A 19,062-nucleotide genomic window follows, 5' to 3' on the forward strand; every position below is an offset into this window, starting at 1 on the left:
ACTAATTCAAACAGCTGCAAATCTTTCAATATGGTTCTGTTCTTTATGCTCGGCGTGCCATAGCTCATAGTTTGCCTGCATCGTTAGCCAGTGCTTGGCATTGCCAATTCCGCCATGCTCTAACTTAACGGCCAAATCGGGGGAAATAGCGGCATGCTCATGTAATACGCGTGAAACTGCTGCACGAGACATGCCTAACTTTTTGGAAAATTCAGTGACGTTCAGCCCCAGCGCTGGCACGATCCGACGGCGCAATAAGCTACCTGGGTGCGGCGGGTTCATCATGGTCATGTTTCAGTTCTCTCTCTCTACACAAATTGTGTATCGCATATTTGAGGTGTTGCATTCATGGCTACGTCTGCGAGGCCATCTTTCTCGGTGGCCCTTGATAACCGTACCGAGCCGGTTATCAAGGAACGCCGGGGTTAGTGGTAGTCTAAATAGTCAACAAGGTGTACATCTTCCCCATCAAACGTAAATATCACTACCCAATTACCGTTTACATGCACCGAAAAAAAGCCTTTTCTATCACCCTTCAAACTATGAAAATCAAATCCTGGCAAATTCATATCGTTTGGCTTAGTGGCTGCGTCCAGTGCAGCAAGTATGTCTCTTAAATCGTCTACATGGTTTGGTTGTACTCCTTGGGATTCTCCCTTCTCATAAAGACGTTTAAGCCCTTTGTGTTTGATCTTCTTTATCATCGCATTGCTTTGCTCCCTTGTTGTGAAACGCCCTCGAAGTGTAGCGCGTAACGCTACACGCGTCAATGACAGCTGAGGTAGAAACTGCTTAAAGGTGGCATGGCTGACAGTACAGGAGCAGTTGTTCCGCCAACTAGATTGGCCCCGATTGAGGTGAAAAAACGGGTGTGCTCATTAACGTGCTTCTCTCTCATTCCTGCAGTAGAACAGGTTTTAAGAGGGGGGGTGCTGTAAAGGGTCGACCTCTAGGCGATCTCCAGCGGCTATACCATGCTCATTGAAGTAGCCAGCGTTTACCTCCAGGGCCATCCAGAAGCGCGTGCCAGCTGGATAACGCGGACAGGCTTCTTTTTCTCTCGTGCAGGGGGCCATGCTGGTGATCGACTGGATCTCTCCGTCATGGTCGAGGAAGGCAATATCAAGCGGTATACGAGTTTGGTACATCCAGAAAGCATGATCGGTTGTCTGCTCCTCATCATAGACGAAGAGCATGCCAGCATCGGGAGCCATTGAGTCACGCTCCATTAGGCCATTGCGACGCTGGCGCGAGGTAGATGCCACCTCAAGCATGAGCGAATATCGGCCTTCCTTAGCGTGCAAAACACCAGAGGAAAATGCAGTGGCCTGTCGAAGAATCATCCCCGTGATTAGAGCAGTGCCAATCAAGAAAAGCGCCAAAATGCGGATACTTTTTCGGGTCGTGGGCCGATCGAATCCCACAAGCCTTTGTTGACGCTGAAACATTATCACCTGGGCTCCAGAATAAAATCAGAATGTCACTCCAAGATAGAGCCGAGGGTGACCGTAACGGTTAGGGTTTGGGGGAACATATTATGCTGGCGACCACATTACTGGTCCGCTGGCTGCGCCATGCTCACTGGGCCAGCCCAGCAGCCGTGCAGCACGCTATTGAATTTTCACACTTAGCAGCCCGGGTAACGCTCCCAGCAGCTAGCGCCAGCGAACTCGGCATCATCCAATGGCACCGATGGCCGCTTTGCTTAGGGGACGATATTGCCTACTGGCGACCAGGGCGAACGGGGCTGCAATGTCAGCGCTTGCCTTATCCAGCGGCCGCTGGACTCACATCGACCACCTACGATGACAACTTCAGCTGCTCGATCAGAGACATCATCTCCCTGGCGTCTGGGAAAGGCGATCTCGTCGGCTACGCCACTCTCGACGCCTATGCTATCGGCGAATGTCGCGAATTGGTTCACAACAACCGTGCCAGCATCGAACCTTTGCCCAACTGGCATGAACTCCGCTTCCATGGCGGTTCTGGCGCTGAAGAGTCAGTAGAAGGTTTCAGTTGGCGGCCCTGGGGATACCATCTAAACAACCAGGGTGGCGCCCATCACTTCGCTACAGCTTGTCTGATTGCTGGCTTCCTCGATCCTGAGCTGCGCATAAAAGCTCCCTTGACCAGGCATGAACTGAACACCGAGGTCGCCCAAGTTATTCTCAGCGCCTTCGACATCTTTTGCGAGCCAGAGCACCACACAATGAACGAAGCGTTTATGAAGCGGATGGAGGCTGCGCAGATCCCATTCGCCATCTGTTCAGCACCCCCGCCGCGGCAGGATGGCCATCACCTTTTACTGTTGTCCTGTGAGAACAGCAAAGCCATGGGCGTAGCCGATATATTCCGAGCTTACGGCTGGCTCGATTTCTGCGACCTCTTACGCAAGCAGGCGAAACAACAATAGAAAAAAACTGGGCACATCCATTGGACAGGGCTGACATCAGCTGGTGTTATTGCGGCAGCGCGTAGAACCACCAGGCTGTTAGCGGGCTTTGAAAGTACAGTGATTAGCAACGCATATAAGGAGAATGAACTTGGCAAAGATTAAACACGACGCAGAGGCGTTTCACGCCGAGATAGCTATGCGCGTTTACGATGAATCTGTGACCGACGCTATTGACGTTATCACTCGTGATGGTGAGCCAGAAACCCTGCTGGCAGTGGTGCGAAGCCTTGTTGATTTTAACGTGTATTACAGCAATCAGAAAAACTATAAGACGTACCAACACGCCTATGCTGCTATCGGTGCTGCAATTGATAAGGCGAACCCAGAGCATCAGCCACTAAACAAACACTGGAATAAATGAATCTTAATAGGGAAATAATATTTATCACTTTGCCTAGGTATAGAAAAAGCCCCTGCCAGCCAGTGGAAGGGGCTTAGAATAGATCCTCTTCGTCACACTTCAGTGCTACCGAAAGTGGATGCTACCAACGTTGTGATGATCGCATTAGCTCTTTCTACGCTAGTGATGGAAGAGCTCAATCAACAACACACGACGAATATTAAGGGTTTGACGGTAGCCAAGCCGTTGTTCTCCAAAGGGCTGAAAAAACGCTCTGCCTTGTCTTTATCGACATTCACGACGAATGAAGTGTCAGTTCTTCATAAACACTGTTGATATTGTCGTCTTCTTTATTACTCGGTTCCGGCTTCGGATACAGAGGTTCGATAAGCCCGTTGGATAATGCTAGTAAATCGCTAAGCTGTTCGTAATCGAAGCTAACGCCATCTACATTGCGTTGCTCAAGGCGTGAAATGGCATCTGATATAGCGGTCATGGTGTGATCCTCCACCCCTAAAGGAGGTAATGCCTGTACCAGCGGCTGTCCGTTGTCCCAACCGATTTTAATAGGTTGGTTGATGATATTGACCTGGGTGCCCGCCGGTATGCGGTCAAAAATTGATTCAATATCGTCAGGCAACATGCGTATACAGCCACGGCTTGCGCGCATGCCAATGCCATCGGGCTGGTTGGTGCCGTGAATCAAATAGCCATCGAAGCCTAGGATGATGGCATGGTCTCCTAGCGGGTTATCGGGGCCGGGTGGCACAACGCTGGGCGCGGTTTCACCGCGTGCTTCCGCTTCGCGTTTTACCGACTCAGGCGGGTACCACGCGGGGTTTTTAATGTTCATGGTGGTCTCGGTCACGCCTAGAGGAGTATCAAACCCTTCGCGACCGATGCCGATAGGATAGGTCTCAACGCGCGGTGTCTCACCGGTTTTGACATCTGGGTAGTAGTAAAGCCGCAGCTCGGCGATATTGATGACGACACCAGTACGCTCGACATTCGGCAGGATGAAGCGTCCTGGAATGGTTACTTCAGTACCCACTCCGGGCACCCAAATACTGACCTCTGGGTTTGCACGGATCATCTCCTGGTAGCCAAGGTTGTGACGTCTGGCAATATCAATCAGAGTATCCTCGTAATCCTTCACAATGAAGGTGTCAGCCTCTCCGATAATATTGCCTTCCTCAGGTAGCGGGTAATGCCCCTTGGGCCATTCCGTCTCCTGGGCAGTGGAAGGTTGTGCCGCCATGGCGACAGGGACCCATGCCAGAGACGAAACCATCACACTCACGATGAAGCCGATCTGCATTGGCCATGGGAGGAGTCTCTTAAGTATTGCTGCGTTCTTTGCCAAGAGCATCGCTAGGTTCCTTTTTCATCTAATGCGTCGTTTTTTGATCGAGATAAGTTTAGTTGTAATCCGAGCAGCGTCAGCAAGGCAGCGAGTATCCAAGCGGGGCCACTACCGGTGCGTGTGAAAGGAGTTAGGCCCTGCATCGGGGTCACCTCGCCAGTTAAACTGGCCGGTTCAAACTGTGGGGCACGGGCTGTGACGTGGCCTTGTGAATCGATGATGGCCGTCACGCCATTACTGGTAGCTCGAAGTAGGTGACGACCATTTTCTAAGGCACGTAGACGCGCCATTTGAAGATGTTGGTGTGGGCCAATGGAACGCCCAAACCACGTATCGTTGGAAACCGTTAATAGCAGCTCGGCATTACGCGCCTGTTGGGCGACATGGTCGGCGAAAATGATCTCGTAACAGATGGCAGTGCCAATGGTAGTGCCAGCCACGTGTAACGGAGCCTGTCCGTCTGACCCTGGGGTCAGGCGGGGTGCTGGCAAGTCGAAAAAAGCAAGGGTGTCAGCGAGGAGGCTTTGGAATGGCAAATACTCGCCAAAGGGTACTAAGTGCGCTTTCTGGTATTCGCCTTGCACATCATTTAGCCCTATGACGCTGTTATAAGAGCGCCCTTCACTGTCGCGTTGCAAAATGCCGGTCAACAAGGAGGTGTTAGGCCCCAGGTCGGACGCTACTTGCTCCAGTATTCGCTGTGCTTCCTGCTCAAGCATGGGAAGGGCTGCCTCGGGCCAAACGATGAGATCGATGTCCCTTGCTTGCTCTTGTGTCATCGTTGTGTAGATATTGACCGCCTCGCGCTGCCCTTGGGCAGTCCACTTAATGCGCTGGTCAAGATTCCCTTGCAGCAATGCCACCCGGATGGGCTTGCCAGCAGGGGTTGTCCATTGGGCGGGCAATAGGAATGGAACGATCCACAAGGCGGCCATTGGGACAAGGAAAACCCAGCGGCGACGCAGAACCTCTACCCCTAACGTACCTGTCAGCGCGGTCATGAGTGACAGCAAGTACACACCACCAACGGGCGCCCATGGGGCTAGTGGAGAATCAATCTGAGAGGTGCCGAGCAATAACCAGGGAAAGCCGGTGAGCAACCAAGTGCGTAGCCATTCGCTCACCACCCACATACCGGCAAAGCTAAGAAAGGCGAACCGTGGCCCCGTGATGCGTCGATAGAGCCCAAAGGGGATTGCAAAGAAGAGCGCCAGGACGCTGACAAAAAGAGTGGTGAGGAACATCGCCACCAAGGCCCCGGTGCCACCGAAGTCGTGAATAGCAACGAAGACCCACGATGTGCCAGAACCGAACAGGCCTACCCCATAGCACCACCCACGCAGGGTGGCCATGGCAGGCGTTAGCGACGCTATCTTCCAATAGACCAGTGCCACGGCCACTGGGCCAAGCCACCATAGGGAAAAGGGGGCGGCACTCAAGGTGGTCAGCACCCCAGCGGCTAGCGCTACAACGCAATCGACTGTTGGTGAGAGTCGCCCAGCCACAAACGTATATTTTTTTTCTTGATCGACTGAGTCCATACCGTTACTCAGAGCGCTTAAAAGCAGGACTTTCACGCCATAACGCCACTGCGAACATCAATACACCGGCAAATAGCGCGATATCGGCCATGTTAAAGGCGGGCCAATGCCATTCGCTCCAGTAAACGTCCAGATAGTCGACGACGTACCCACGCGCTAACCGATCAACGGTATTGCCGAGTGCGCCGCCAAGAATCAGACTGTACGCACAGGCTTCCAAGCGCGGCAGGGGTTTGCATAGCTGCACGAGCAATACGACGACCACCACCAACGCTAAACCAAGAAAGAGGTAGCGCTGCCAACCACCTGCCTCCGCGAGAAAGCTAAAAGCGGCTCCTGTATTACCGGTGTATACCCAGTTAAAAAACGGCGTTAGCGGAATGACTTGGCCAAACGACATCTGGGCATGCACGATTTCTTTGACCAGTTGATCGGCTAGAGCCAACACGCAAGCAAATGTGAACCATGGCCAACGTCGTGAAGGGCTGTCGTGTTGCGCTGTTCTCATGACGTTGTTTTTCCTTGTGACAGGCCTGTCAATGCGGTACTGGGCGAAAAGCGATAACCCAGCAGTCGCATGGCGTTCAACGTCACCAGGACGGTAGCACCGGTATCGGCCATCACCGCAATCCACATACCGGTAATACCCAGCGCTGTGGTGACCAGGAAAATGGCTTTTAAGCCAAGGGCGAGAACAACGTTGGTTTTCACATTGCGTAGCGTGGCACGAGAGAGGTCTATCAGCTCAGCGATGCCGGTAACGCGGTTCTTGAGCAAGGCTGCATCGGCGGTTTCCAACGCCACATCCGTGCCGCCACCCATCGCGATACCCACATCGGCTGCCGCGAGTGCCGGTGCATCGTTGATGCCATCGCCTACTTTACCGATGGGGCCACGACCTGTCGCTTGCCAGTCTCGAACATACGCTGCCTTGTCTTCAGGCATTAGTTCGCCGTACGCTTCAATGCCTAAGCGACCCCCAGTGGCAGCGACGGTGCGGGCATTATCACCGCTGAGCATGACCGCCTGTACGCCTAAACGGGATAGCGCCGCTAGGCCTTCAAGGGCATCTTCGCGTGGCTCATCGCGAACAGCGATCAAGCCCAACAAACGCTCGCCTTCGACGAGGAGAGCGAGGCTCTTACCGGCTTCTTCTAACGCGATAATCCGAGCACTGAGACTTTCCTCCAGGATGACTTTCTCGTGAAGGTGACGAGGCGTCATTAAGCTCAGCTCGCGACCCTCCACCTGGCCTGAGACACCGCGCCCCGCCAGAGCGCGGCTGCCGGTGGCGGTGGGGAGGTTTAGGCCCGATTGTCGGGCATGCTCAACGATAGCCGTGGCGATAGGGTGACTGGAATCTCGCTCTATCCCAGCGGCGAGCCGCAATACGCTGTTATCGTCTTCCTCAGCGATCCAAGACTCCACATCTGTGACTCTTGGGGTACCCGCAGTGAGGGTGCCCGTTTTATCTAATGCCACCAAGCGAAGCTTACCTAACTGTTCAAGAACGGCTCCCCCTTTGATCAGTAGGCCGCGCCGAGCGCCCGCCGAGAGGCCTGCGGCGATGGCGGCTGGGGTGGAAATGACTAATGCGCAGGGGCATGCGATTAACAGCAATGCTAACGCACGGTAAATCGACTCCGACCATGCCATGGTCGATACCAGCGGTGGCACTATCGCCATCAGGAGGGCGAGTAAGACGACGGCGGGCATATAGTAATACGCAAAACGATCAATAAAGCGTGCTATCGGTGCCTTGGCGGCCTGTGCTTCTTCAACCAGGCGAATAACGCGTGCGATCGTATTGTCATCAGCGCCTCGTGTTACCTCCACCTCCAGGGCGGCATCAAGATTCACTGTGCCAGCAAAAATGTCATCACCAGGCGCTCGCGAACGGGGTATGGACTCGCCGTTTACCGGCGACTCGTCAATGTCGGAGGTGCCCACCAGGATGCGTCCATCGCAGGGAACGCGATCACCGGGCCGCACCAGCACACGCTGGCCGGGTTTAAGTGACTCCGCCGAGACGTCACGCAGCTGGCCATTGTCCATCAGCCTCGCCGTTGAGGGTGTTAAATTTGCCAAGGCTGAGATACTGCGGTGCGCCCGTGAAGCAGCTACCCCTTCGAGTAGCTCACCTACGGCGAACAAGAACACGACCATCGCAGCTTCAGCGGCAGCATTGATGGCCAATGCGCCAAGCGCAGCGATGCACATCAGCATCTCGATGGTAAAGGGGTTGCGCATCTTGAGGGCGCCCCAGGCACTCTGCGCAATGGGCATTAAGCCGACCAGCGTGGCCAGAATGAAAGGCACATTGCCCAGCGCAGGCCATGCTAAACGAAGCGCGAAGGCTACGATCAGCAGATTTCCTGTGATAATGACCAAGCGCCCTTTAGCGGTTTGCCACCAAGGGGATGCAGAGCCAGATGCGTGTGTTTGGCCATCATGGGAAGCCACTTGATAGCCTAGTTCGTTCAGGATGCCCTCAATGGTCTTCCGCGAGGGGGCCCCGTGATCGTGGTGATGAATCTTCACCGATCCCGTGATCGAGCTTGCCGTGACTTCCTCAATGCCTTCCAGTCGCTCTAGCGCCGATACAACCTTGCGCTCACAACCGCCGCAGTCCATGCCTTCAACACGCAGCGTCAAGACGTTTGGCGCTGTTGTCGGCGTTGATGTTTTCATGGTGCCTCTTCTCTCAATGGGCTATGGTTTTGAAGTGTAAACCTTGTAGCAACTATAGCTTCAAGCCCTACGTAAGGAGTTTTACCATGTCGATGATGGGGCAAAGTATCAGCATTGGTGAGTTAGCACGACGAGCCGATTGCAAACCTGAAACGGTTCGTTATTACGAGCGTATTGGGCTGCTGCGCGATGCAACACGAACCGGTGGGGGGCAGCGCCGCTATGGAGACGACGCTGTGCGGCGTTTGACCTTCATTCGTCATGCCCGAGACTTTGGCTTTTCGGTGGAGTCAGTGCGAGAGCTTTTGGCCATGTCAGATCAGCCTGATATGCCTTGCCAAGAAGTCGATGCCATCGCCACGCATCACCTAAAGAAAGTGGAGTCCCGCCTTCAACGACTGTCCATACTGCGTGAGGAGCTTCAACGGATGGTCACGCAGTGTGCCGGTGGTAAAGTGGAAAGCTGCCGAATCATTGAGGTCATCAGTGATCATCAGCTCTGTATCACTGAAAAATCGCACGGAGGGGCTCACGACTTAGGTTAGCACTAACGCTACGCCCCACGCCCAATGGTTAGCCCAGCGAAACATCCAAAAACAGCATGAGTACCAATCCGATAGAGAGGCCCAGCGTGGCCTTTTTTTGGTGCCCGCTTCGATGAGTTTCGGGAATAATCTCATGACTGATCACATACAACATCGCCCCCGCCGCAAAGGCCAACCCCCAGGGCAGTAGCGCTTGTGACATGCTGATGACTCCAGCGCCTAATAAGCCACCCAACGGCTCAACAAGCCCCGTAAGGGCGGCAATCGTCCATGACCGCCAACGTGAATAGCCCACGCCTAGCAGTGATACTGCTACGGCCAGTCCTTCTGGGGCATTCTGAAGTCCAATGCCAATCGCTAGTGGAACGCCTCCTTCGCTTCCCCCTGCGCCGAAGGCCACGCCAACGGCCAGCCCTTCTGGCAGGTTGTGTATCGTAATGGCAATAATAAACAACCAGATACGACGTAGTGAGGCAGCCTCTGGCCCTTCTCGCCCCTGTTCGAAGTGCTCATGAGGTAAGAGTTCGTTCAGTAGTGCGACCATTCCAATCCCTAGCAAGATGGCCGCACAGGCAATGGCAGCAGGTACCACGCTACCTCCGTAACGCAGCTCCGAGGCTTCTAAGGAGGGTATGATCAGTGAGAAGAAAGAGGCCGCTAGCATGACGCCAGCGGCGAACCCCAACGCTAAATCGCGAACACCACGATTCGGTGTTTTGGTAAACAAGACGGGAAGCGCCCCGACAGCCGTCATCAAGCCCGCGGCAAGGCTTCCCAATACCCCCATGGTGACGAGAGAAACCTCTTCCATACCGATTACCTGTCTTGTGGTAGATGAGTGATCACAGCGCTAGGGTTCCATAACGAGGCAAGCACACGTTCACGTTACTAACAATCCATGCAACGTTGCTAAGCACGGGTGGTTACGGCTCGTTAAACGAGATCAAGTCATAAATGGACGCCGTGCCGATAGCTTGTTCCAAGCGATCTCTTGCCTCGTAAAGTGACGCTTGATATTCACCTTGAGTCGGCTGCTCACCCAACATGATGCGTTGACCTTGACCAAGGGGATCAACAGGCTGGTCATTGACTCTCACTTCGTAATGCAGGTTGGGACCCGTGGCGACCCCGGACGAACCTACCTCTCCGAGCGACTCTCCCGCATTAACTAAATCCCCAACCACTAGCTGTGGAGAGAATCGGCTAAGGTGTGTGTAGCGACTAATGGCCCCTGTGTCGTGTTCCACCTCGATCACCTGCCCGTATCCCCCTTGGCGCCCCATAAAGGATACGCGCCCAGGTGCGGTAGCAATGACTGGCGTTCCCGTTGGTGCAGCCAAATCAATTCCATTATGAGGGCGCACCCCTCCATACACAGGATGTCGCCGATTCCCAAAGCGAGACGTTAAGCGAGCACTAAGCACAGGCAAACGCAACGTGCTTAGCAGGGTATTGCTTTTGAAAAGAGCAACGTCCCCCTTTGGAGTGACCGGCCATATAACCTCTAAGGGCTCTGCCTGATCAGGCAGAGCGGCATAACTGAGGCGTGGTGGCCCAACACGGGTGCCGTCCTGGCGTCGATCTTCCTCCCACACTAATTGAATACGTTCCTTGCCTGAAAACTCCAGCGGTGCTGCGATAAACTCGCTGAGCAGTGTTTCCAGTTTACTGGCGAAACGCGTAGGGACACCTTCTGCTGCTAAAGCCTCGTAGAGGGTGGTATCAATGATGACATCACGCCCAAAGGTTAGGGTATCAACGCTATCAAGCGGTAATGTGCCTTCTTGCTCGCCAGTCGCCTGTAACCTGACAGGGCTAAGTTCAGACGGCGGCAACGAAAGATGCGTTTGCCAATTGGCTTCGGCTAGCAAGGGGTAAAAGCCTACCAAGCCTAATAACCACAAGCGCTGCATCACTGACCATCCTCTTCCCCAGAGGCCTCCGCTACTTCACTCTCAACGGCATCAATCAGCTCTTGCATACCAAAGGGGTCTAAAGGCTCGCCATTGACAAAAAAGGTGGGTGTTTGTCGAATCTGATTGGCTCTGACATCCGCCATGTCTTGGTCAATCACCGCCTGCACTTCAGCAGAAGTCAGTTGCTCTTCGGCAGCCGCTAGATCAAGGCCCCCTTGGCTCGCGATATCAAGGATAGCGGATTCATCAAAACTGCCATGCGAGGCCCATTGATCCTGGCGAGCCAGCAGTCTCTCCAGTACCGGTTCAAAGACGCCCTGACGACGAGCGACTTCTAATACTCGAATGGCCTTATCAGATACGTCGCCGTGGAAAGGAGTGTAGCGCACGATGAGCCGCACTTTTTCTGGGTAAGTTTCCAAAATACTTTTTGTCAGGGGGTAGAAAGCACGGCAGGCTTCGCAAGCCGGATCGAAGAATTCCACAATCGTCACCGGCGCGTCTTCTCGACCCAAAATGGGGGAGTGTGAACGTACCAGTGAGTCCTCGGCCTGGACACCATTCTCTTTTGCTGCCTGAGCCTGCATGTCCAGGAGGGCAGGTTTTGATACGGCGACGATCGCAGCGGTCAGCAATAATGTACCGGCCAATATAAAAGACGCTTTTTTGAACATGTTTCACTCTCTGTCTCAATGATGGGGTGGAAAAGTCGGGTTGAAAAACAAGCCAATCGCTATGGGAGTAAGCCCCCACTACCAACCTGAGCCGGGAGCCGGCCTCGGTCTGTCACTCATGCCCATATAGATTGGCATTTTGATGCGCGTGGTCACTATGCTCAAACTCTAGGCTGGAATGAGCAATATTGAAGCGCATTTTAAGCTGCTCCTTGATCTCTGCTTTGACGGATTCAAGCTGCTGCCAGCCGGTTTCTGTCAGAACCACGTGGCAGTCAAGGGCTGCCATGTTTTCCTGCATCTGCCATAGATGCATATGGTGAATATCCTGGACCCCCTCGATATCTCGTACGGTCTCAACGACTACCTGCCCGTCAATATCCGGGGGAGATCCCAGCATAAGCGTACGGATAGGGCCACCAATTTCAGAGAAGGCAAGGTAAAGAATATATAGCGCAATCCCTATCGTGATCGCGGGGTCTACCCAGCGCATGTCGTACAGTAAAATAAGCGAACCACCGATAATCACAGCGATGGAAGCAAACGCATCCGATAAGTTATGCAGAAAAAGGGCGCGGATATTGACACTCCCTTTTTGCATTGACCACGTGAGCATGGCGGTTAGGGCATCGACGACAAGCGCGACGCCACCAATAATCACGATCGTCCATCCCTCTATCTCAGGAGGATCGATCATCCGCATAGCGCCTTCGTAAATCAGGTAGACGCCGACAATAATGAGGGTTGTGTAGTTGATGAGTGCTGCCACTATCTCGATCCGGCCATAGCCAAAAGTCATGTGCGCATCGGCGGGCCGCCTGGCGATTTTACGAGCGGCAAAGGCAATGACTAACGCAGCCATGTCAGAAAAGTTATGTAACGCATCAGCGATCAGCGATAGGCTTCCCGCCATAATACCACCGACGATTTGAGCGATGGTTAAGAGCCCATTGGCCCAAATGGAAATACTGACGCGCCGGTCGCCAGAGGCAGGATCAATGTGGGGATGATCATGATGATGTCCCATCTGTTAGCTCCTCTCGAATTATCTGTTCTTGGTACTATAAAACCTCTAGCAACTAAAGCTTCAACCCTTGAGCATTGTCTATTTGTATCGCTGGATTGGGAAGCACGTCCCTTGCTCCCAAGCAAGTCATGGCGTGCTGGGCCGAAGTGATCATGTTTTAGGTACGGAGCTCAATCCACTTCTACCGGTAACGTCCAATCCACCATGAGTAGATTCATTTATTTTGTCGAGGCGCACCTTGTCTGGTTTGTGATGTTCGTCGCGGGGGTAGGCTTACTCTTTCCAGCCACCGGAATAATGCTTGAGTTCGCGATTGGGCCATTACTGGCGTTACTGATGTTGATCATCAGCCTCACGTTCGACGCGCATGCAGTTCGCATCGTGTTCCGTAAGCCATCGCGGCAGTTGTTGGCATTGGGGCTGGTCTATGGGCCTATGTCGATTGCCGGGTGGCTAACGGGCCGTCTATTTTTTGGAAGCGGCCCGCTGGCTGCTGGCCAAACCTTGCTCGGCACTCTGCCGACGGATGTGTCCTCTCCTCTTTTGGTACTGATGGCGAAAGGCAATGTGGCGCTTGCCGCTGTTTTCAACGCAGTCAACACCGCGTTATGTCCGTTTATTGTGCCCTTCCTGTTTTTATGGCTCACCGGCCTCCAGTTGGACGTGCCGCTTGGTTCAATTATTCTTGAATTAACACTAATCGTGCTTGTCCCCACCGTGATTGGTGTCAGCTTGCGGACAAAGTTTTCGGCCTTTTTTGCACAGCATGATTCAGCGTATGCAGGGATAGGGTCGATTCTGTATCTGCTGATCCTACTCGCCGTGGTAGGTCCGAATGCCACCACGATCATTGGTTATGGCTGGTATGCATTTGTGATTGCGGGCGCGGCCCTGTGCCTCAATTTGATTGGGTACCTGGTAGGTATGTCCTCACGGTTACTCACCTCTGATCGCAAAGAGGTGATTACCTATCTTTTCACGGTCAGTAAAAAGGAATTCAGCATCGCTGCAGCGTTTGTCGCTGCTTCCGGCTTGCCATCAGAGATCGCGATTCCAGCCGCTTTTTTTGCCGTGATTCAAATGATCACTTCGCCCATCGCAGCGAAGATTCTCGCCCGCCACTGAAGGGATGGCCGTATCGGCTCTTCGTCAGAAGAGCAACCTGCACACGGGGTGTACAGGTTGCTCTTACCGACAAAACAGACACCGCTACTCATAAAGGTGGCAAATAGTACCTATGCTAAGTCACTGTGACCAATACTGACCTTGCTAAAAGCATTTAACACAGAGGCTTCGCAGGGTATCTGTTCATTTTTGGATTTAAGATGCTTAAAAGTATCAGCGAACCCTGGGAAAGGCCCCGCCAATTTCTGGATGATTTCTTGAACATGTCGCACGTTAGAGAGCGTCTGACGCAACCAATTTTCAAATCATCTCGAAACACACCTGGTGCTTAACAAACATCTCATGTAGTACAAGAGGTCTAATTATGTCATCCAAAACCTACTACAGCGTCATAAAAGCCTTGTCTTCTTGATCCGTAAAGGAATACACGTCATAGGGCGCTTCCTGAGGCCCTGGCATCCCCGGTGTACCGATGGGCATACCTGCTAGGCCAATGCCGTCTGCATCAGGCTGTTGCTCAAACAGCGCCTGTACGGCTTCCATCGGAACATGGCCCTCAATCCAATACTCGCCGATTTCGATGGTATGGCACGATCCAAGACCATAGGGAACACCCGCCTGTTGTTTGATATCACCCAGCTCGACGTCATCAATAACGGTGACGTCTACGCCAAGTTCCTCAAGATGGCGCGCATATTCGTCACAACAGCCGCACTGGGGGTTCTTATACAGTGTCGCCTCTGGCGGTAACGCCGCTTGAGCGGAGACCGTCCCAATTAGCATGAAACCCGAGAGCAAAAGTTTGGTGGTCATATGTTGCATTAATTTCAACTCCTTAATGTGAACGACTGAAGAGGTACTTGGCCAGCGACGCGATCGCCAAGCCAATTAATAACAGCATAGCCAGGGGCATCAACCAGTCTAACCACCCCATTGACCCCATAAAAGCAAAGCATTCCGCGTTCATCATGACATCACTCCTGATTTATGCCTTGAGCAAAGATGGCGCTACTTAAGACACTGAGGATTGCAGCCCCACCAATAGCAAAGTTCATCGTGTGCTTAACCATGATATTTCCTCTCATCATGTTGCTGATCGAGACATTGCCTTATCCGATAAAAATGGAAGAAGGCAGAGTTAGCTTTTGTTATAAGCCTACAACCTATAGGTAGCCCAAAGGTAAAGAAGAAACTGATCCCAAACGCTAGATTTGTCACAGGTCATTTTTTCCGCCATTTTCAGCTCTGTTTCAGGTTGGCACGCTATAACACTGACTCAGTTCCATGAAGAAGAGCGCGTACAAATGCTGCTCAAATACATCGCCACCCAAGAAGCGAAAACCCAGCAGCCAAAGAATCCATGAATGCTCTCTTGGTTCTTTAAGAGCAAGATGCCATGTGCCTTGTTCGTCAAATAGGGCACATGAACGATGTCTGAAGGCTCAACCGAATCAGATTTGAAGCCTCCGCGACGAACCATTCAAGCCTAAAAAAATATAAGGAAACGGTATGCAAAAGAAGACGACTTCGCTCCCTATTATTCACGCTACCTTAGCAACGCTGCTGCTGTCGCTCGCAAGCCCAGTGTTGGCCCATGAAGGGGGCGCAAGCACTTCGCCTAAGGATGGCGTCACCATTCAGGATTCCCCAGCAGAGATTGGCATCGAGTTTGGTGGCATGATGCGCATCACCCAGTTTGAAGTGGCAGGCCCGGACGGCCCCGTTCCTCTTGATGGTCAGCCAGGCAGTGAACAGGTCGATCGCTACTTCGTAAAGCCCAGTGACACTCTTTCGGCTGGGGATTACCAGGTGCGCTGGCGTGGCCTATCGGATGACGGGCACATGATGTCTGACGGTTTTAACTTCTCGGTCGAGCCTTGACCCGTGGTCTGGTGGCCCTCAGTAAATAGCCTTGATGTCTGGACCGTCGCGATGATTCTCGTGGCGGCCGGGATTTACCTTAACGCCCTAGTCGCGACGGGGGCCGTGTTGTTTCGTCTAGCGTTTCCCCGACTCCCTGATCACGACCGGAGGCGCGTCGCCTGCATGGGCATCTTTGCTGCCTGGGCGGGGGTCATTCTGATTCTGTTCCAGTGGCCTTTAGAAGCTGGTTACCTTGGGGGCGGCAATATCGCTGCTGCAACCAACCCAATGCTGCTCGGAATCGTGTTCGATGGCGCGTCCGGGGTCCGACTAATACTGGCGGTAACTGGCTTGCTGCTAGTCCAGGCGATTCAGCTTAATAACTTAGCGCTCTCGAAAACAGCCAACAGCGTGAGCCTAGTAGGCGTGTTACTGGTGATGCTGGCATTCGTGCAGGTGGGGCATACAGTAAACACCCCACGCCTCATTCTGGCTGGCTTGCTGATCGTTCACCTGATGGCGGCAGCATTCTGGGTGGCCTCGCTGTGGCCGCTGTTCCATTTAGTGGGACGGGGTCACAACCAGGACAATACCGCCCACATTCTGACCCGTTTCGGGAAAATCGCCATAAGCGGAGTCGGCTTGTTGGTACTGGCGGGCGTCACGTTGGCCACGCTGCTAACGGGCGGTCTCACGCCACTGCTCACCACGGCATATGGACAGTTCTTGATCGGCAAGGTATTGATTGTGGCGGTGCTACTGTTATTTGCTGCCGCGAACAAGTGGCGGCTTGTTCCGGCCTTTGAGAGCGGCGACGCAACAGCCCCAGGACGGTTACAGAGAAGTATTGCACTGGAGATGGTGCTGGTCGCGGTTATCTTGTTGATCACGGCAGTGCTGACAAGAGTGTCATCACCGAATGGGTGACTAACAGGTCAACCACCTTGTTAAGCCGTTCCAGAGCTCGAAATTAACGGTCTCCTTCTTATGGGCCTTACGCTGAGGTTTAGGCGGAGGCTGCCATAGGCAATTGCACCAACAAGACGAAAAGTCATTGCTGCAGCGTTGACTCTAATCAGGGGGTCAGGATCCATCATCATGTTAGAAATGCTTTTGGGTAGCAGGCCATATTTTTACGTTAGGTTCAGGCTCGTTTCAGGTTAACACCGTATAAAGAACAAGTGACACTAACCTCTGAGGTAAATGACCATGCGCAACATCTCCTTAACAACGTCTATGTTTGCCCTTTCACTAAGTTTGATAACGAGTGCGGCTTGGGCTGCGCCCGGCCAAGGCAGTGGTGACAATGGCCTAACCGAGGCTGACGTTGACCGCACGATCAGCCTTGAAGCTGGCGATATGTGGTTCGACCCTGAAGCGCTAGAAATGGCGGCAGGGGAGGTGGTTAAATTTGAAATTACTAACACCGGCAATCTAGAACACGAATTTGTGATTGGTAGCAAAGAAGCCCAAGAAGAACATCGCCAGATGATGCTAAACATGGCCAATGGCGGAGGCCATGACATGTCAAATATGGCACACGGTGAAGGCCACGATATGTCCAATATGTCAAACGGCGATGGTCACGATATGGCCAATATGAGTATGGAAGGCGTCACCATTGCACCTGGCGAGACTGGGTCTCTATTATGGCGTGTTCCTGATAATGTTAACGCGCTAGAGTATGCATGTAACATTCCCGGCCATTACGAATCCGGCATGTACGGCAATTTTTCTCTCTAATCTGACGTATATCCATGAAACTGTTGCTACTTGAAGATGATGACTTGCTAGCGGAAAGCTTAGCAGAGAGTCTCAAAGACAACGGTTACCTAGTTGATTTGGCCGCTTCCTTGAAAGCGGCCAAGTCGCTGATGGCAACCGAGCATTATGAACTGGCGATCTTAGATGTCGGTTTGCCCGACGGCTCAGGGCTGGATCTGCTCGCCCAGTGGCGCAGGCAAAAACGCGACACGCCTATTTTGATCCTGACGGCCCGCGATACCTGGGAAGATAAAGTTGTCGGCCTTGAGACGGGGGCCGATGACTATCTTACCAAGCCCTTCCACGAAGCCGAACTGATGGCCCGGCTGAAGGCCTTGCTACGCAGGCAGTCTGGTCAGTTATCTCAAGTGATCACGCTTAACGGCGTTTCGTTGGATGAAGCGGGTCAACGAGTGTGCTTAGAAGGTGAAACGTGGCGTTCGCTCACAGCGACCGAGTTTCGGTTACTGCGCTACTTAATGCTGCATCCTGATCGCATTCACTCTAAAGAGCAGCTACTAGAGCAGCTCTATGCCTTGGATCAGGATGCCGCCGCGCCTAACTTGGTCGAAGTCTATGTCGCTCGTCTGCGCCGTTATCTCGGCAAATCGGTGATTCAAACGCGGCGCGGCCAGGGGTATTTCTTTGCTTCACATTGATCGGCGCAGTTTACGTTTTCGACTACTCGCCTGGCTAGGTGGCGTGGCGCTATTCGTGGTGGTGACGACCTGGCTACTGCATGGCATATTGTTACAGAATCTTGCTCGGGATTTTTTGGGTGAGCGTCTTCAGCGCGAAGCCAATCATGCGGTCGCACAGCTAGAGCAGGACCAAACGGCTGTCCCGACTGCGCTAGACTCGGTTAGCCAAGGCTATCAAGTCTTTCATCATCTCTACGTACTCCGCTTTAACGGTTCGGTCAGCGCTTCCGACCCGCAATGGCAGCAACAGCTGGCGCCTCTGCTGGAAGAGAACGGCGATGCTCTTGTGGACGTTAAACATAACGATCAGCACATGCTCGTCTACCGCCGCCATTTTGAGTGGCAGGGTTCTAACGGCGTATTACTGGTGGGTGAGGATTTTTCTCAGGTAGAAGCAGGACTTGCTACCTTGCATTGGTGGGTCGGTGGAATTGCCGCCGTGCTTTTAGGAATGCTCATCATACTCAATATGCTGGCAGTTAACCGCGGCCTCACGCCACTTTGGCAACTGCGTCAACAGCTTGAAGCCTTGCGATCAGGCAAACGTGATCGCTTGTTATTAGTAGCCCCTTCCGAGCTAGATGAATTAGTCGACCAGCTGAACTGGTTTATGGATGATATCGATCATCGATTACAACGCTCGCGGGAATCAGTCGCCAATCTTTCTCATGCTTTAAAAACCCCGCTGGCAGCAATTACCCAAGTACTGCGCGGCAATCGGCCCATTGATGAAAACCGACGGCATAAACTGCTCAGCCGTATTGAAGATATTAACGCTCAGTTAGCTGCAGAGCTGCGTCGTTCGCGTATTGCAGGGCCTAACGCGGGTCGAATGGCGAACGTCACGCGAGATAGTTCACGGCTCATAGAGATGTTCCGCAGCCTTTACCCTGAGCGTATCTTCAACCTCACCCACTCGGCAGGCGAGAAAGACCTAGTGCCTATTGAGGCTCACGACTTTTCTGAAATATTAGGCATCGTGCTCGATAACGCTGGCAAATGGGCGAATAGGTGCGTTAATTGCGATATTGCCGCCTCCGCTACCACACTCACGCTC

The 19,062-nt window shown here is 53.1% G+C and carries 22 protein-coding genes; 9 read left to right on the forward strand and 13 right to left on the reverse strand.

What is annotated here, in order from left to right:
• Positions 1–6: 6 nt before the first annotated feature.
• The 3 genes from HUO07_RS14880 to HUO07_RS14890 form a co-directional block, all read right to left on the reverse strand.
• Positions 7–291 (reverse strand): HigA family addiction module antitoxin, encoded by a 285-nt coding sequence (locus tag HUO07_RS14880; protein ID WP_198556051.1) that lies wholly within the window; start codon positions 289–291, stop codon positions 7–9.
• A gap of 134 nt (positions 292–425) precedes the next feature.
• Positions 426–704, reverse strand: coding sequence for a type II toxin-antitoxin system RelE/ParE family toxin (locus HUO07_RS14885; RefSeq protein WP_035561763.1), 279 nt, complete (start codon positions 702–704; stop codon positions 426–428).
• 213 nt (positions 705–917) lie between these two features.
• Complete coding sequence (locus HUO07_RS14890; RefSeq protein ID WP_052703836.1) at positions 918–1,274, reverse strand: DUF192 domain-containing protein; 357 nt, start codon at positions 1,272–1,274, stop codon at positions 918–920.
• Between the two features lie 263 nt (positions 1,275–1,537).
• Here HUO07_RS14890 and HUO07_RS14895 point away from each other — a divergent pair, with 263 nt between their 5' ends.
• A complete protein-coding gene (locus HUO07_RS14895; protein ID WP_113271271.1) occupies positions 1,538–2,413 on the forward strand; it encodes a DUF6685 family protein in 876 nt (291 codons plus the stop codon).
• Positions 2,414–2,543: 130 nt separating this feature from the next.
• Positions 2,544–2,816, forward strand: coding sequence for a hypothetical protein (locus HUO07_RS14900; protein ID WP_127062892.1), 273 nt, complete (start codon positions 2,544–2,546; stop codon positions 2,814–2,816).
• Between the two features lie 274 nt (positions 2,817–3,090).
• Here the strand turns inward: HUO07_RS14900 and HUO07_RS14905 are convergent, their stop codons facing one another.
• The 4 genes from HUO07_RS14905 to HUO07_RS14920 are packed head-to-tail and all read right to left on the reverse strand — an operon-like array spanning position 3,091 to position 8,390.
• Positions 3,091–4,113 (reverse strand): L,D-transpeptidase family protein, encoded by a 1,023-nt coding sequence (locus HUO07_RS14905; RefSeq protein WP_176304223.1) that lies wholly within the window; start codon positions 4,111–4,113, stop codon positions 3,091–3,093.
• Between the two features lie 53 nt (positions 4,114–4,166).
• On the reverse strand, positions 4,167–5,699 hold the full coding sequence (gene lnt, locus HUO07_RS14910) for an apolipoprotein N-acyltransferase (protein ID WP_035556060.1): 1,533 nt from the start codon (positions 5,697–5,699) through the stop codon (positions 4,167–4,169).
• A gap of 4 nt (positions 5,700–5,703) precedes the next feature.
• On the reverse strand, positions 5,704–6,207 hold the full coding sequence (gene lspA / locus HUO07_RS14915; RefSeq protein WP_035556057.1) for a signal peptidase II: 504 nt from the start codon (positions 6,205–6,207) through the stop codon (positions 5,704–5,706).
• A complete protein-coding gene (locus HUO07_RS14920) occupies positions 6,204–8,390 on the reverse strand; it encodes a heavy metal translocating P-type ATPase (protein ID WP_176304220.1) in 2,187 nt (728 codons plus the stop codon). Before HUO07_RS14920 ends, lspA begins: the two co-directional genes overlap by 4 nt.
• 86 nt (positions 8,391–8,476) lie before the next feature.
• Between HUO07_RS14920 and HUO07_RS14925 the strand changes: the two genes are divergently transcribed.
• Positions 8,477–8,935: a MerR family transcriptional regulator gene (locus HUO07_RS14925; protein WP_082051477.1), complete on the forward strand. Its 459-nt coding sequence runs from the start codon at positions 8,477–8,479 to the stop codon at positions 8,933–8,935.
• Positions 8,936–8,963: 28 nt separating this feature from the next.
• Here HUO07_RS14925 and HUO07_RS14930 read toward each other — a convergent pair whose 3' ends face one another.
• The 4 genes from HUO07_RS14930 to HUO07_RS14945 all read right to left on the reverse strand — a co-directional run bounded on the left by HUO07_RS14930 (position 8,964) and on the right by HUO07_RS14945 (position 12,552).
• Complete coding sequence (locus tag HUO07_RS14930) at positions 8,964–9,746, reverse strand: ZIP family metal transporter (protein ID WP_113271267.1); 783 nt, start codon at positions 9,744–9,746, stop codon at positions 8,964–8,966.
• Positions 9,747–9,858: 112 nt separating this feature from the next.
• Positions 9,859–10,848, reverse strand: coding sequence for a M23 family metallopeptidase (locus HUO07_RS14935; RefSeq protein WP_113271266.1), 990 nt, complete (start codon positions 10,846–10,848; stop codon positions 9,859–9,861).
• On the reverse strand, positions 10,848–11,525 hold the full coding sequence (locus tag HUO07_RS14940) for a DsbA family protein (RefSeq protein WP_113271265.1): 678 nt from the start codon (positions 11,523–11,525) through the stop codon (positions 10,848–10,850). The genes HUO07_RS14935 and HUO07_RS14940 overlap by 1 nt, the downstream gene beginning before the upstream one ends.
• A gap of 112 nt (positions 11,526–11,637) precedes the next feature.
• Complete coding sequence (locus HUO07_RS14945) at positions 11,638–12,552, reverse strand: cation diffusion facilitator family transporter (RefSeq protein WP_176304221.1); 915 nt, start codon at positions 12,550–12,552, stop codon at positions 11,638–11,640.
• Positions 12,553–12,756: 204 nt separating this feature from the next.
• Between HUO07_RS14945 and HUO07_RS14950 the strand changes: the two genes are divergently transcribed.
• Positions 12,757–13,677 carry a bile acid:sodium symporter family protein gene (locus tag HUO07_RS14950; protein WP_113271263.1) on the forward strand — a complete coding sequence of 307 codons (921 nt, stop codon included), beginning with the start codon at positions 12,757–12,759 and terminating at the stop codon, positions 13,675–13,677.
• 381 nt (positions 13,678–14,058) lie between these two features.
• Here HUO07_RS14950 and HUO07_RS14955 read toward each other — a convergent pair whose 3' ends face one another.
• Together HUO07_RS14955 and HUO07_RS22040 are read right to left on the reverse strand one after the other, a co-directional pair.
• Complete coding sequence (locus tag HUO07_RS14955) at positions 14,059–14,499, reverse strand: DUF411 domain-containing protein (protein ID WP_113271262.1); 441 nt, start codon at positions 14,497–14,499, stop codon at positions 14,059–14,061.
• Positions 14,500–14,512: 13 nt separating this feature from the next.
• Entirely contained in the window at positions 14,513–14,647 is a 135-nt protein-coding gene (locus HUO07_RS22040; RefSeq protein ID WP_268762349.1) for a hypothetical protein, read from the reverse strand.
• A 539-nt stretch (positions 14,648–15,186) separates the two neighbouring features.
• Between HUO07_RS22040 and HUO07_RS14960 the strand changes: the two genes are divergently transcribed.
• From HUO07_RS14960 to HUO07_RS14980, 5 genes are all read left to right on the forward strand, one after another.
• Complete coding sequence (locus tag HUO07_RS14960; RefSeq protein WP_035556043.1) at positions 15,187–15,558, forward strand: copper resistance CopC family protein; 372 nt, start codon at positions 15,187–15,189, stop codon at positions 15,556–15,558.
• A 51-nt stretch (positions 15,559–15,609) separates the two neighbouring features.
• A complete protein-coding gene (locus HUO07_RS14965; RefSeq protein ID WP_217908916.1) occupies positions 15,610–16,467 on the forward strand; it encodes a copper resistance D family protein in 858 nt (285 codons plus the stop codon).
• A gap of 282 nt (positions 16,468–16,749) precedes the next feature.
• The gene (locus HUO07_RS14970) at positions 16,750–17,283 is read left to right on the forward strand and encodes a cupredoxin domain-containing protein (RefSeq protein WP_035556080.1); all 534 of its coding nucleotides are present in this window, start codon (positions 16,750–16,752) and stop codon (positions 17,281–17,283) included.
• Positions 17,284–17,297: 14 nt separating this feature from the next.
• Positions 17,298–17,963 carry a response regulator transcription factor gene (locus tag HUO07_RS14975; RefSeq protein ID WP_035556039.1) on the forward strand — a complete coding sequence of 222 codons (666 nt, stop codon included), beginning with the start codon at positions 17,298–17,300 and terminating at the stop codon, positions 17,961–17,963.
• The coding region (locus HUO07_RS14980) for a HAMP domain-containing histidine kinase (protein ID WP_176304222.1) at positions 17,950–19,062 on the forward strand (1,113 nt) is incomplete at its 3' end. The genes HUO07_RS14975 and HUO07_RS14980, both read left to right, overlap by 14 nt.

Origin of the sequence: Vreelandella maris (assembly GCF_013371085.1) — a bacterium.
GTDB lineage: Bacteria > Pseudomonadota > Gammaproteobacteria > Pseudomonadales > Halomonadaceae > Vreelandella > Vreelandella maris.